The sequence below is a fragment of the Aquiflexum sp. genome (assembly GCF_977115555.1).
Genome location: NZ_CDSBKL010000073.1, coordinates 1 through 14432, shown reverse-complemented (window position 1 = coordinate 14432; position 14432 = coordinate 1). Strand labels below are relative to the sequence as shown.

The 14432-nt window shown below is 39.6% G+C and carries 14 protein-coding genes; 3 read left to right on the top strand and 11 right to left on the bottom strand.

The annotated features are described in order from the left end of the window. Window positions 1-164 precede the first annotated feature (164 nt). The 6 genes from ACZFYI_RS06780 to ACZFYI_RS06755 all read right to left on the bottom strand — a co-directional run bounded on the left by ACZFYI_RS06780 (window position 165) and on the right by ACZFYI_RS06755 (window position 6832). Window positions 165-2024: a monovalent cation:proton antiporter-2 (CPA2) family protein gene (locus ACZFYI_RS06780; RefSeq protein WP_462523368.1), complete on the bottom strand. Its 1860-nt coding sequence runs from the start codon at window positions 2022-2024 to the stop codon at window positions 165-167. Window positions 2025-2027: 3 nt separating this feature from the next. After that, the gene (gene kefF, locus ACZFYI_RS06775) at window positions 2028-2615 is read right to left on the bottom strand and encodes a glutathione-regulated potassium-efflux system oxidoreductase KefF (protein ID WP_462523367.1); all 588 of its coding nucleotides are present in this window, start codon (window positions 2613-2615) and stop codon (window positions 2028-2030) included. Window positions 2616-2737: 122 nt separating this feature from the next. After that, window positions 2738-4393, bottom strand: coding sequence for an amidase (locus ACZFYI_RS06770; protein ID WP_462523366.1), 1656 nt, complete (start codon window positions 4391-4393; stop codon window positions 2738-2740). A gap of 117 nt (window positions 4394-4510) precedes the next feature. Next, the gene (locus ACZFYI_RS06765; RefSeq protein WP_462523365.1) at window positions 4511-4930 is read right to left on the bottom strand and encodes a (4Fe-4S)-binding protein; all 420 of its coding nucleotides are present in this window, start codon (window positions 4928-4930) and stop codon (window positions 4511-4513) included. Window positions 4931-4976: 46 nt separating this feature from the next. Then, window positions 4977-5258 carry a GNAT family N-acetyltransferase gene (locus ACZFYI_RS06760; RefSeq protein ID WP_462523364.1) on the bottom strand — a complete coding sequence of 94 codons (282 nt, stop codon included), beginning with the start codon at window positions 5256-5258 and terminating at the stop codon, window positions 4977-4979. Window positions 5259-5431: 173 nt separating this feature from the next. Then, window positions 5432-6832 carry an aldehyde dehydrogenase family protein gene (locus ACZFYI_RS06755; RefSeq protein WP_462523363.1) on the bottom strand — a complete coding sequence of 467 codons (1401 nt, stop codon included), beginning with the start codon at window positions 6830-6832 and terminating at the stop codon, window positions 5432-5434. 231 nt (window positions 6833-7063) lie between these two features. Here ACZFYI_RS06755 and ACZFYI_RS06750 point away from each other — a divergent pair, with 231 nt between their 5' ends. Beyond that, window positions 7064-7513, top strand: coding sequence for a D-Ala-D-Ala carboxypeptidase family metallohydrolase (locus ACZFYI_RS06750; protein ID WP_462523362.1), 450 nt, complete (start codon window positions 7064-7066; stop codon window positions 7511-7513). 40 nt (window positions 7514-7553) lie between these two features. Here the strand turns inward: ACZFYI_RS06750 and ACZFYI_RS06745 are convergent, their stop codons facing one another. The 5 genes from ACZFYI_RS06745 to ACZFYI_RS06725 form a co-directional block, all read right to left on the bottom strand. After that, entirely contained in the window at window positions 7554-8273 is a 720-nt protein-coding gene (locus ACZFYI_RS06745; RefSeq protein ID WP_462523361.1) for a LytR/AlgR family response regulator transcription factor, read from the bottom strand. Next, a complete protein-coding gene (locus tag ACZFYI_RS06740; protein WP_462523360.1) occupies window positions 8266-9330 on the bottom strand; it encodes a sensor histidine kinase in 1065 nt (354 codons plus the stop codon). Before ACZFYI_RS06740 ends, ACZFYI_RS06745 begins: the two co-directional genes overlap by 8 nt. 109 nt (window positions 9331-9439) lie before the next feature. Beyond that, on the bottom strand, window positions 9440-10267 hold the full coding sequence (locus tag ACZFYI_RS06735) for a fumarylacetoacetate hydrolase family protein (RefSeq protein WP_462523359.1): 828 nt from the start codon (window positions 10265-10267) through the stop codon (window positions 9440-9442). Between the two features lie 206 nt (window positions 10268-10473). Continuing rightward, entirely contained in the window at window positions 10474-11097 is a 624-nt protein-coding gene (locus ACZFYI_RS06730) for a hypothetical protein (RefSeq protein ID WP_462523358.1), read from the bottom strand. Window positions 11098-11101: 4 nt separating this feature from the next. After that, window positions 11102-11563 (bottom strand): YdeI/OmpD-associated family protein, encoded by a 462-nt coding sequence (locus ACZFYI_RS06725; protein WP_462523357.1) that lies wholly within the window; start codon window positions 11561-11563, stop codon window positions 11102-11104. A gap of 67 nt (window positions 11564-11630) precedes the next feature. Between ACZFYI_RS06725 and ACZFYI_RS06720 the strand changes: the two genes are divergently transcribed. After that, a complete protein-coding gene (locus ACZFYI_RS06720) occupies window positions 11631-12905 on the top strand; it encodes an alkaline phosphatase family protein (RefSeq protein WP_462523356.1) in 1275 nt (424 codons plus the stop codon). Between the two features lie 123 nt (window positions 12906-13028). Next, a complete protein-coding gene (locus ACZFYI_RS06715; RefSeq protein ID WP_462523355.1) occupies window positions 13029-14048 on the top strand; it encodes a DUF481 domain-containing protein in 1020 nt (339 codons plus the stop codon). Window positions 14049-14432 lie beyond the last annotated feature (384 nt).

The window sequence follows — 14432 nt, the reverse complement described above, 5'->3', positions numbered from 1 at the left end:
ACTCGTCAGGTGACCAAGATATTCCGGTGCGAGGTTTATTTCTTTCGCCAAATCTGGAAGGACAGCATTTCCTGCAAACCAAAGTGAAGTACTCAAAAACTGAGAGATGACAATAAGGGGCAGGATTCTTTTCATCTACAAGTATAAATTTCTTTTTAAGAAAATTACTTGCCTTTCATCACTTCAGAATCCCAGGCATGGTCATTCAAGGTAAACTGACGGTTGCGCTCAGAAGAAAGCAAGGCTTCCTGCATCTCTATTGTTCTCCTTACAGATGAAATATATTCTTTTTGATCATGCTTTACTTTAACCAACTCCTTCAAAGCTGCTTCATCATACTTGATAAAGTTTTGGGCCAATCGGTGTACTGTATGTGCCCTAAATCCCATTTTGACCAATACATCTTTTCCTAACCTGACAGAGCTGTCAAGGTGTTCCCTGTAAATATTTGGTACATCCATATCCATCAATTCGTAAGCATCTGCCCTGTTTTTGGCGCGGACCATCATTTCAAGATTTGGAAAATGTTTCTTTACTGTCTCGACCAACAGGTAATTGGTTTCAGGGCTGTCGATGGCAGAAATCAGGATTTTGGCTTCGTGGGCACCTGCTGATTCCAACAGATCGGCCCTTGTAGCATCTCCATAATAGACTTTGAATCCCATTTTTCTAAGCAGGTCCACCCTGTCAGAATCATTGTCCAAAATGGTGGCTTGGATCCCATTGGCACGGAGAAACCTGCCTATGGTACTCCCAAAATGTGAAAATCCTGCAATGATTACCTCATTTTTTTCATTGACTTCATCTGCTTCTTTTTCTGTTTTTTCCAATGTGCCGACTCTTGGAAGGATCAGTTTTTCATTTAACAAAATCAGTAATGGAGTTAATGTCATACTGATCGCTGTGATGGCCATGAGCATTTCGGTGGTGGGTTTGTCCAAAATCTGCAGCTGACTCGCAAAGGAATAAGTTACAAAGGAAAACTCTCCCACCTGACTCAGACCGATTGCAAAAATCAGGTTTTGGTCAAGGCTGAGTTTGGCATATTTTCCGATTCCAATTAGGATGAGGGTTTTGACCAAAAGGATTCCCAAAGTAATGGAAATGACCAGGCCTGCATTGTCTCCGATTAGGCCAAAATTGATTGAAGCTCCAACCGCAATAAAGAAAAGTCCCAAGAGCAAACCTTTGAATGGGTCAAGGTCACTTTCCAACTCGTGCTTGAATTCGGAATTTGCTAAAACAACGCCTGCCAAGAAAGTGCCAAGGGCCGGACTTAGCCCTACCAATTCCATAAGGAATGCAATACCGACCACAATGAGCAGGGCAGAGGCAACAAACAGTTCTCTCAGCCTTGTCCTGGCAATAATCCGCAGCAAAGGAACAAAGGCGTACCTTCCCAATAAAATCACCAACCCAACAGCTCCGAATACAAAAAGCGTCTGAATCCATCCTGGAAACTGCTCAATGGGACTTCCATGATGGTCTCCTGAAAGGGATTCTCCTGCTACCACCAAAAGCGGAATTATTGCCAGCATCGGGATGACAGCAATATCCTGCATCAGAAGGACGGCAAATGAGTTTTTTCCTGCGGCCGAATCCATTTGATTTTTTTCTTTGAGCGATTGCAACACAATGGCTGTAGAAGACAGGGAAAGCGACATGGAAACGGCCAAAGCAACCTGCCAAGAAAATCCGGAACCAACCATAACCCCAAAAAATGCCAATGTAGTAACCAATACTTGGGACAATCCGATCCTTGTGATCATGGCTCTCATCTGCCAGAGTTTGGCAGGTTCAAGTTCCAGACCGATAAGAAACAGCATCATCACCACACCAAATTCAGCGAAGTGCATGATGTCTTCTCCTTCCTCTCCGATGAACCCCAAAGCAAAAGGGCCAATGATGATTCCCGCCAATAAATATCCCAAAACAGAACCCATTCCTAACTTTTTGGCAATAGGAACACAGAGGATGGCAGCGGTCAAATAGATGATTGCTTGATATAAAAAACTATCTTCCATGACTTATAGCGTTAATTGATTTAAACTGTCAAGCGTACTGATCTCATGTGGAAAAACTGGTGTATCCCTGAGGAATAGGACTGTTTTTTTGTATTTTTCTGTATCAGCTTTCATTTGATCCGCTGTGATTTTATGCGTACCATTGACCTCAAAAGGGGGTAAGTAGGTCATGTTACAAAGTTTGGCTGTCTGATGGTAAGGCAAAAAGAATTCCTTCAAGGTATAACCATTTCTACCTTCTTTGGAATAGGCCTCTTTGGCTCCGCCCGAGCTTACTGCATTGAGGATGTGTTTTCCTTTTAGGAAAATTCCTCCAGGACCATACGCCCAGCTAAATTCCAAAACCAAGTCAATCCATTGCTTTAGCAGTGGCGGAGCCGAATACCAATACACCGGATGTTGCCATATGATGATATCTGCCATAATCAGGGATTCTTGTTCAGTTTGGACATCTATATTGAAATCCGGGTAGAGTTCATAGAGATCCCTGATTTCGACATTTTCCAATCCACTGATGCTTTTAATAAGAGCTTGATTGATAGCAGAGTGTTCAAATTTTGGATGCGCCAAAAGGATGAGTACTTTTTTCATATTTATTTAAAAACAAGAATAATTGATAAGCATTTGATGAATTTCAAAATCACGAATCGACCAAGACACTTTATCCCTCAAAATCTCAATATCATTATTTATCAAATTTAGAATCAGATAAATCAATAAATTCCTTTTGGAACCATCCCATGGTAAGGGTATTTCTTTTGGTATGCCTCTGCCAAAGCCAGGATTTTGGCTTCGTCAAAATAATTCCCAACCAAGGTGATGCTTGTAGGTCTTCCTTTTTTGTCAAATCCATTTGGTAAACTCAATGCCGGATGTCCTGTCAGGTTGGTAATGAGCATCTGCCTTCCTCCAAAAGTAGGAGAGATGACCACATCATATTCTTTGATCATCCTATGCATTTCTTCAATAAGCATCCTTCTATGGCGGTTGGCCTGAAGGTATTCTACGGCGGGAATAAATCTAGATTGACGAAGGGAATTTGCTCTTGAACCTTTGTCCTGCTCTACCATCAAGCTATCTCTTCCTGACAATATCAATTGGTCAAAAAATGCCCCTGATTCTGCCCTGAGGATGATATCAAATACGTTGAAAGGATAATCCTTTGGCAATTCTGCTTTTTCAAGCTCAATTCCCAGTTTGCTGAACTCCTCCAATGTCCGTTGATTATGGATATGGTTTGAGGAAGTGTCAGATTCAAATTGGCTGTAGAAATAACCGACTTTTAGGTTTTTCAAGTCTGATACACCTAACAATTCAAAGCTTACATCTTGGACTGAGCGATCCCTACCATCCTGCCCACGGATATAATCATATACAATGGCACAATCAGTTGCAAACCTGCAGATAGGTCCTACTTTGTCCATACTCCATGAAAGTGTCATGAAACCTGTCCTGCTTACTGCCCCAAACGTTGGTCTTAATCCTGTCACACCGCATCGTGTTGAGGGTGAAATGATCGAACCAAGCGTTTCGGTTCCAATAGAAAATCCCACCAATCCGGCAGAAGTCGCCGAACCGGAACCGGCAGATGAACCTGTTGCCCCTTGGTTTAAATCCCATGGGTTTTTGGTTTTTCCGCCAAACCATATGTCTCCTCTTGCCAAACTACCTGAGACAAGTTTGCCCAAAAGGACTGCCCCGGCTTCTTCTAGTTTTTTGGCTACGGTAGCGGTTTCATTGATTACCTGATCTTTGTAAGGTGCGGCTCCCCAAGTGGTAGGATAACCGGGAACAGCTGCCAAGTCTTTGATGCCATAAGGAATTCCATGAAGTGGACCTTTATATTTTCCCATAGAGATTTCTTCGTCCGCTTTTTGGGCTTGCGATAATGCCAAGTCTTCGGTGACTGTTATAAAAGCCTGAAGTTTTGGATCGTATTTTTTTATTCTTTCCAGGTAAATCTTGGTAAGCTCGACAGAAGAAATTTGCCTTGATTTAATCAGTCCTGCCAGTTCCCGAATTGACAGAAAAGCGATTGCATCCTTGTCTTTAGGCAGTTTCACATTTTCATCCACCTGCCAAACATGCAATCCTTTGGAAGGAACAATTTCCAAATCCATCGGATAGGGATCAAAAGAAACAGCAGGTTCAATATCATTTTCCAAAGAAAAAGTCCGCATGGTGTCGTATCCTTTTCTGTTGTCCTCAAGATATGATAGCATTGTGTCGACCTCATCATCGCTGAAATCTAGGTTGATCAGTTTTTGGGCGGCCAATACATCATCCCTTAAAATGGGGCCGGTATTTTTTGCCAATACAAAGCCGAACATCACACCCAAAACAAACAGCAACCAAAGGTATTTTCTCATTTTTTCTTTTCTAAGCGATGATTATGAGGGGATTATCGATAAAAACTTCACATAAGTGGCAGTTGAAGAGGATAATCCCTTTTGTGAAATGTAGTTTTAAAAATCAAACTTTTGTTTCTAACCTTCAAAGCCATTTTTCCGATGTGTTCCGTCGCAGAAAGGTTTGTTATTTGAACCTCCACATCTGCAGAAAGCAGTCACTTTATATTTCTTTTCGGTTTTGCCATCCTTGAATTTGACATCGATATTGCCATAGACCATCAAAGGACCGTTTGGTATCACCTCTACGATTTGTTCTGAGGAAGCACTTTCCACCTGTTGGGCTTCATTGTTGTAATAATAACCCAAGGCCCCTGAGGGACATTTTTTGATTTGATTGACAATAGCCTCTGTGGTAGCACCATTTTGGTCGATCCAAGGTCTTTTTTCAAAATTAAAAACACCTGGCAATCCGGTGACACAGTTTTTGGAATGGATGCATTTGTCAGGTTCCCAAGTAATGGTCACTTCTCCGTTTGAATATTCTTTCTTGATCATGCTTTGTGGCTTTGGTAAAGTATCGGTTTTAATTTAGTAAATTATTTTAAACCAATACATCTCTCAAGTCCTTATTTCTTGCAAATACTCCTCTTGCAAAAGGGCAAAGTGGAAGAATTTTGATGTTGTTTCTTCTGGCAAACTCTACACCTGCTACAACCAATTTTTTACCAACTCCTTTTCCGTTATATGCCGGGCTGACTTCTGTATGGTCTATGATGATTTTGTCCTCGCCTGCTATAGAATAAGTCATCATTCCCGCCTGGATTCCATTGTCCATGGCTATGAATTTACCTTTACTTCCGGATTCTTTCTGTATTATTTCCATGTTGTGGTTTTGTTTTGATTCCAATTCATATCTTATTAATTAAAAAAAATAAATGGATAGGAGCTTATTAATATTAATAGATAAATGGGGAAATGATTGAAAATGATGTTTTCTAGTATAATTCTAAAGGATACTCGATTCAATAAGATAATCGCATCATTTGTTCTTTCTATTTATAAATATCTGCTCTTGACCACCATTAGTTTTTCTCTGGTCATTTCGTGCATGGAATAGGGGATTCCCCCCATTCCTTCTCCGGATATATCTCTGCCTCCAAATGGCATCCAATCCACCCTGAATGCGGTATGGTCATTGACCATCACTGCTGTGGCATTGAGTTTTTGGACAGTATCGAATGCGATGTCAAGGTCTTTTGTAAAAACTGCAGCCTGAAAATGATAGGGGACTGCATTGGCTGATTTTATCGCTTTTTCTCTATCAGAATAAGGATAAATGCAGACCACAGGACCAAAAACCTCTTCTTTGGAAACCATTGATTCCAAGGAAGGACTCCATAAAACTGTAGGTTCATAACAGCTGTCAAATATCCTTTTTCCACCGCATAGGACTTTTGCTCCTTCTTTTGCTGCTTCATCTACCCAATTTGCCACACGGTTTACTTCTTTGGGTAGGATCAAAGGTCCAACTTCGGTTTTTTTATCCAATGGATCACCCACAACAAGTTTTTGTGCTTCTGAGGCAATTTCATCAGCCAACTTTTTTGCGATTGATTCATGGGCAAAAATCCTCTGAACAGATACGCAGACTTGTCCCGCATGATAAAAACCTCCTTTGACCAAAGCCGGTACCATTTCTTTGAAATCAGCATCAGGCTCGACGATCACAGGGGCAGCGCCACCATGTTCCAAGGCACAGCGGGTGCCGGGTGCAAGTTTTGACTTCAGGTACCAACCGACTTTTGCCGAACCGATAAATGAAAGGTAATTCACCCTCGGGTCGGTGACCAAGATTTCGGCATCTTCATTGTTAAGGATCAAAGGTTGCACCCAACCCTTAGGTACACCCGCTTCTTCAAGGATTTTGATAAAAGCCAAACAAGAAAATGGGGTAGTGGAGGCTGGCTTGATGATTACCGGACAGCCTGCTGCAAATGCTGTCACCGCCTGATGGACAATAAGGTTTAGCGGATGGTTGAAAGCTGATATGGAAACCACTACTCCAATCGGTTCACGCATAGTGAAGGCCAGCCTGTTGACAGAAGCTTGGGTCAAGCCCATTGGAATCTGGTGTCCGGTCAATCTGCTGACTTCTTCGGAAGCTATTTTTACACCGTTGATGGCGCGTAAAATTTCCACTTTGGAGTCCTGATAGGGTTTGCCTCCTTCTTTCACAGCGGTAACCGTCAATTCCTCCATTTTGCCCTTCATCAATTCGCCGACTTTTTCCAGAATCGCAATTTTTTGGTGGGAAGGAATCCATTTTTTTCTATCCTCAAAAAGGGAAATGGCAGTTTTTAAGGCAATTTCAACTTCCTCTTCACAGTTCATCTTGATCTCGCCAAGTAGAGATTGGTCAAAGGGAGAATATACTTTTAACATTTTGGAGGGCTCCATGAACAAGGTAATTGTTTTATATATTCAAAATTGGGGTAAGTAGATTGAATTCCAAATCAGTTGCGATAAAAATGGCCAATCTATTTTTTGTTTATCCAATTGAAGTTGGAATCAATAGTGATTGACATTAAAAGATTCCTTATTTATTTGAAATTATAGTATTATATTCTTTAAATTCATGTCCTTTCCAATGAGATTTTTAACAATAAATCAAATTAGCCAAATACAATCATGAACCTCACCAAAAATTTTTATCTCGATGAAATGTTAGCCAGTCAATCCGCTGTCAGACTAGGCTTTGATGAACAGTTTTCTCCTGACCAGGCAGTCATTGACAATTTAAGGGCGCTTTGTCAAAATGTCCTTCAGCCTCTGAGGGATGGCTTACAAAGGGCTGTCCTTACAAGCAGCGGATACCGTTGTCCAAGGGTCAACCAAGCAATAGGGGGAGCAAAAACGAGCCAACACTTATTTGGAATGGCAGCGGATATAAATGTAGGACACCTCACCACAGAGCAGCTTTACCAAAGGATCAAAAACAGTGGTCTTGTCTTTGATCAGCTGATTCAGGAATTTGACAGGTGGGTGCATGTTTCTTACAACCCTAATGTTTCGGCCAATCGGCGACAGTGTCTCAGAGCGGTCAAAGAAAATGGAGCGACTAAGTATATTCCAGATTAAAAATTAAAGGACTGAAAATCAACAGGTGTGTAATTTGATTTTATACACCTGTTATTTCTCTGAATTTGACACTTTGCCTTTGGCTAAGATCTATTTTTTGACCTGTCTGCATTTCCACAAGTAAGGTGCTGTTGAAATATGGTTCAATGTTTTTGATAAAATTCAGGTTGATGATGAATTGTCTGTTGGCCCGAAAAAAGACCTCCTCCACTAGCCTGTTTTCCATGTAAGTCAGGGATTTGTGCAATAAGGGTTTTTTATTTTCGAAATAGACTTTGACGTAGTTGCCCTCGCTTTCAATCAAAAAAATATCCTTTACCGGGACGAAATAACACTTTTCACCGTCTTTGATAAAGATTTTTTTGTCCAGGCCAAGTTTTTCAGATTCTAACGACTTTTCTTTGATTGTCTTCTTTTGGACTTTGTTAATGGCGTCTTTTAACCTTTCAGGATTTACGGGTTTTAGGATATAATCCAATGCATTGACTTCAAAAGCCTGAATGGCAAACTCATCATAAGCCGTTACAAAAATCACATCCGGAGCTTCATCCAGTTTTTCGAGCAATTCAAAGCCATTCATTCCCGGCATGTTGATATCCAAAAATATCAAATCAGGTTTGAGACTGTTGATCAGGTCCACGGCTTTTGAGGCACGGTCAGAAGATCCTATGATTTCCAATTCCGGAAAAGCCTTGAGCATGGTCTCCAATTCTTTGATAGCAAGAATTTCGTCATCGACCAAAAAACATTTTTTATTCATGGTTTTTATATTTCAAAGGATAAATAATAGACACTGATACTTTATTTGGCGATTTGGATTGGAGAATTAGCCGGGCCTTTTCCCCAAAAAGATTTTGTAGTCTCTTGGTTGAATTCTTCAATCCAATGCCTTTGTTTTCATTTTCTTTCAGTTCGCCTGTATTACAAACTTCCACTTTAAGCGTGTGGGAGTTAGCACTCGAATTGATTTCGATGATTCCCCCGTCAGGAAGCTGCGTAATCCCATGTTTGATGGCATTCTCTGCCAATGTAAGGATCATAGCAGGAGGCACCTTTGCATCCAATGTCTCTTCCTGTAAGTTGATATATACATCTAGCCGGTCTCCAAACCTGATTTTTTCAAGTTCCAGATATTTTACAACCTCATTGATCTCATCTGAAATATTGATCAGTGGCGTTTTTTCATAGTTGAGGGTAAAGCGAAGCAATTCGCTCAATTTTATAATTGCCTCCCTTGCCTTATCTGTGTCTATCAGCACCAAGGCCTTAATACTGTTGAGGGCATTGAATAGAAAATGTGGATTAAGTTGTGATTTAAGCAGTTCCAATTCCGATGTCTTGGCGATGTTTTCCATCAAAAGCTTCTGTTGGGAGATTTCTTGATTTCGCTTCAGGATATGGTATAAGTAATAGATGATGATCCAAACTACCACATATCGGGCAATGTTCATCATCTGTCCAAAAAACTGGATCAGGAAATCTGTAGTTGAGAATAACTCGGGACTGGCAAAAATGTATGGAATAAAAAAAGCACAAACCATGATCAAAGTGATGAAAAAAGTATCCAAAAGAGCCTTTCCCCAAATTTTGGAAAGGCTCTTTTCGAAAACAGCAGGTTTGATAAATAGTTTTTTGTATAAATGAGAAGCAATCAATCCCGAAACTGCCAAAAGGCAAAACTGAATGACATACGCCCAAACAAATTCTCTTATGATAAAAAAAGTATAATTGATAGTTTCAACAAAAACAATCGAAAGCCATCCTACAACCTGAAGTAGCCAATACTGTTGTTTTTTGCTCAATCTGATTTTTTTCATGAAACAGGGTTGCCGACAGATTTTTCTTTATCGGTGATACAAATAACAGGAAAAGCCACTAGAAATTAATGCCAACAATACAGGATTGCAGGATTCTATGGATGAATGCCTACCTGCCTACAGTATTGACCAAAATCCCTATTTCATCGATTTCAATGCTGATTTTGTCTCCATCCAAAAGCGTGAAAGTGTCATCAGGAACAAGGCAAGTACCTGTCATCAGGTAGACACCTGCCGGAAAAGCCATTTCTCTAAAAAGGTAACCTGCCAACTCGGTATGGCTTCTTTTCATCTGGTTGATGGAGATTTCGCCTTCAAAGACTGTTTTGCCAAAGCGCTCGATTTTCATATGGATTTTGGTATCAGGATTGATGGGTTTTTCGGGGACAAAAAGACAAGGACCGATGGCCGCTGCGTAATCATAGCTTTTAGCCTGAGGTAGATAAAGCGGATTTTCTCCTTCGATATCCCTTGAGCTCATGTCATTACCGATCGTATAGCCTGCGATATGACCTGCGGAATTAATAAAAAGCGTCAATTCGGGCTCAGGCACATTCCATTTGGAATCTTTTCGGATATGTACTTTTCCATTTGGCTGGGCGACACGGTAGTAGGTGGATTTGAAAAAAAGTTCAGGTCTTTCGGCTTCATAGACTTTGGAGTAAAATACCGCTGCACCGCTTTCTTTGGATTCCTCCATTCTTGCCTCCCTGCTTCTAAAATAGGTGACGCCCGCAGCCCAGATTTCCTGTGTTCCAATGGGTGCAGAAATGTCTTTTGGAGACCAGTCGATTTTTTCCAAACCGGGAATTTCTTCCATCAATTTCTGAAAAAGATTTTCACTGTTGACTAAAGTGTTCCAATCATTTTCTTTGGATCTGTAAAAACCTGATTCTGATTCAATAATGATGGTTTGGGAGGTTTTGTAGAGTTTCATGGGTTCTTGCTTATTAGGTTTGAAAGGGAAGATAAATACTTTATGTTGATTCGCACAGGATAAAATGATGGAAATGCCGTTATTCCTTTTTAATCAAACCTTATTTATTGGGGATGGTAAAGATTTGATTTGTAATGGCGAAAATAAGTTGACCCCTTTTTGCTGCTAAGGCCCTTTTACCAAAAGTTTGAATGGAAAATTCCTTTTTACATTTTGATTTTCATTACTTCATTTTCAAAATTGAAAATTTCCCCGTTGCTCAGTTTGATTTCAAGGTCAAAAGTCAACTCAGTATCCTCGGTCAAAGGGGAGTTCCATTCTAAGTAGAAATTTTCTCCCAAATAGAACCTTGGCTCATCTGTCAAAAAATCCTCAATTGACCTTCCTGAAAGTGTAGGGTATTCCTTGATCAAAAAAAATCTTCGAAGATCTGCACCTATTTCTACTGTTCCTTCCGATGATGAAGTCCATTCCTTTTTATTGGAAATCTGAATGTCAGCTATGAATTGGGTAGATTTGTTAGGTGCAGGACTGCAGGCCGCTGCATTTTGGATAAATCCTAATCCAATTCTTTCCTGCTGAGAAATGGCAAGAAATTCAAATTCTGCAATTTCAATGTATTTAAATAGGTTTTCCTTCGGATAAAAAAGATCAGGGTCGAATGTCCCTGACATTAAAAAGTCTCCAAGTTCAAGTTCATTTATGTTAAAATCAGCAGGAGGAGTTGTTTTTCCACAGCCACATGAATCCCTGCAGAGAAAATCACAAGAGACAGGTATTACGCCAAAAAATAAAAGAAAAAAAGCAAATGCCGCAAAATTCTTTTTCATGATTTCAATAATTTAGTTTTTCTATTAACATGACGATTTTTTTGACTTTGGTGTCCTGCTGCTTGCTTTCTAGGATGGTATTTATTTCGTCTTTTTGTTCCCAATCTGGCATTTCTTTGAATCGCTTAAAAGCTTTTGGGGCATCTCTGAGACATTCCAAAATATCCTCGGGAATAATTTCAGGACTTTCTTCTCCTGATAAAATCAGCCTTACTTGGTCACCTGCCTCTTTTTTGATAAACTTTCTGATTTCTGCTTTGACAGGTAAAAACATTTGTCCATTTCCAAAAGGCATGAGGTTGCAATTTTCCAATTTATAGGCATCGATGCTGCCGCTGACTTTCTTCATACCGAAAGGAAACCGTTTTTCTTTGGGGCTTTCCGGCATCAGGACATATGTCCAACCACCTTTTCCATTGAATTTTTGGAGAATGTAATCATCGTCTATGAGAGGTTTTTTATCCATCGGTGGTAAGAAGCCTGATAAAAATCTCTTTAAATTTAGGGAATTATACAGTCAAAATTGAACCTTTATGCCTAAAAATCCCAGTGTTTTTTCAAAATCAATCTGTTATAAAATAGCATTTCAAAGCTTTGTCCTTTGTTTGATTCTTGCCTCTTTTTCCTGTACTTCAAAAACCGAAAGTCATCCTAAAAAAGTTGTTTTGGTGATTTTGGATGGGATTCCTGCTTCAATTTTAGAAAAGACGCCAACCCCTCACCTAGATGCGATAGCCTCTCAAGGCGGATATTCAAGGGCCTGGCTTGGAGGTGAAAAAGACGGTTATTCCGAAACCCCGACCATATCCGCAGTCGGCTATAACAGCATGCTGACGGGAACATGGGTCAACAAACACAATGTCAAAGACAACAGCATACAATTTCCCAATTACCATTATTGGACCATTTTCAGACATTTTAAAGAGAATTTTCCTCAAAAAACAACCGCCATTTATTCTACTTGGCTGGATAATCGGACCAAACTTTTGGGAGATGGATTGGCTGAAACAGGAAATCTAAAGGTGGATTACCATTTTGATGGATTGGAATTGGATACTGTCAGGTTTCCCCATGACACTTTAAGCAGGTATATCCATGAAATCGATAAAACGGTGGCTTCAAAAGCCTCCGAAGATATCAACAGGTTTTCTCCTGATTTGACTTGGGTTTATCTCCAATACACCGATGATATGGGCCATAGATATGGCAACAGTCCCGAAATGGAAGCCGCTGTTCAGGAGGCTGACCGGCAATTGGGAGAAATTTGGAACGCAATCAGAAACAGGGAAGAAAACCATAATGAGGAGTTTTTGCTGATCGTGACTACAGACCACGGCAGGGCGCAGGGAGGGTTCCATCACGGTGGACAATCTGATGAGGAAAGGGAAATTTGGATCGCAAGCAATTCCAAATTCAACAAGAGATTTGATCAAAAACCTGCTATCGTGGATGTTTTTCCCACTGTGGCAGATTACCAAGAGATTCCTATTCCGAGAGATCATGCTATGGAATTGGATGGGGTTTCCTTATTGGGTGATTTGTTTGCTACAGACCTGAAAGGAAAAGTTGATGAAGGTAAATTAATTGTCAATTGGAAGAATCATGGAAATAACCCAAATGGTAAAGTATGGATCACCTTTGGCAACCAATTTCGATATGGAAATAAAGATGAATACCAGCTTTTAGGCGAGGTCAACCTCAGTGATAATTCGGCAGAGTTTGATGTTTCTAAATTTGAATTCCGAAATGCCAAAGTGGTGTTGGAGATGCCAAAGGGATTTTTGAATTATTGGGTGGAAAAAGAGTAAACAAATTTTTATTTTAAAGAATAAATCTGGTTTAAGGTTTACCTTAAAAATAATTCAATCAAAAATATTCCAAAAAAACATTAAAATTCAGGTCTCAAATAATGAACCAAACCTGAAACTTATATGAACTGGTATGCAAGAACCCTGATTTTTTATTTATTAATGTTTCTGTATTTTTCTTCTTTTGCCCAGACTGATTCCCTTTTTCTCAAAAATAATGAATTGCTTGTTGGAGAAATAAAATCGATGGTAAAGGGCGTGGTTACGATCAAAACATACTTTAGTAAAGACGACCTTAGAATAAAATGGATAGAAGTAAACAAGGTTTATTCAAGAACACCTTACCTCATTTCAACCAAAAAAGGCATAAGGTACTATGGGAGTTTGATAACTTCAGAATATGGAAGTGTGTCCATCAAACAGGAAAATATGGAACCAATTGTTCTTGATATTGGGGATATAGTTGAATTAGATATTATAAAAAACGGATTATTGAACAGGCTCAGTGCACAGATTGACATGGGATATACCATGGCAAAGGCAAGAAACCAAAGGCAACTTTCTTTGAGAAGCCGAATTGGGTACATGACCAAAAAATGGACTTTGGATGCTTCGATGAATGTCTTGCTTTCGGTGCAGGATGACACTGAACCAATAGGGAGGTTTGATGCCCATTTGACTTATAACTATTTGCTGAATAAGGATTGGTTCATAGTAGGGAGGCGAGACCTTTTGTCAAATACAGAACAAAAACTTGACCTTAGAACCAATACTAAACTTGGAATTGGAAAGTTTGTCATCCGTAACAACAGCATGTATTGGAATTTTTCCGCAGGTGCCTCATATAATAAAGAGCGGTTTGAGGGAGGTGCTGAAGAAAGACAAAGTGCTGAATCATGGTTTGGGACAGAAATCAATTTATTTGATTCTGGTGATATCAATCTTTTTTCCAACGCTTATGTTTACCCAAGTCTGACAGAAAAAGGAAGGGTAAGACTCGATTACAAAATTGATTTGAAGTACAATCTTCCATTGAATTTTTATATCAGAACTGGTTTAACCTGGAACTATGACAATCAGCCCACCCCGGGGGGTACTACTCATGATTACGTCTGGCAGACGACTTTTGGATGGAGCTTGTAAGAATTGAAGGATTTTTTTCTTTAACCTATTCTTTTCCATTAAAAACCCGCCTCGCTTTATAAAGGCAAAAAATAATTTTTCGAATCCTACAGTAACTTTTTTTTTTGGTATTGGTTAAGGAAGAAATCTGACTAAGGTAGGTCATAACTTATAAAAGACCTGGATGCATACTCAAATGGATTTTTATATTTACCTTAAGTAAAGGGTTGATATTTGATAAAAAAGAAAAATTTTTGAAAAGTCAGTTTGAATTTATATTTTGAATTATTACTCAAACTTAACCCATCTCACAAATGAATTCCTTTGTAAAACTACTCGCCTTTTTTTGCTTCTTTTTCACTTTTTCTTTTTCCTATTCACAGGCAAATTTCCTTTTCCTTACAA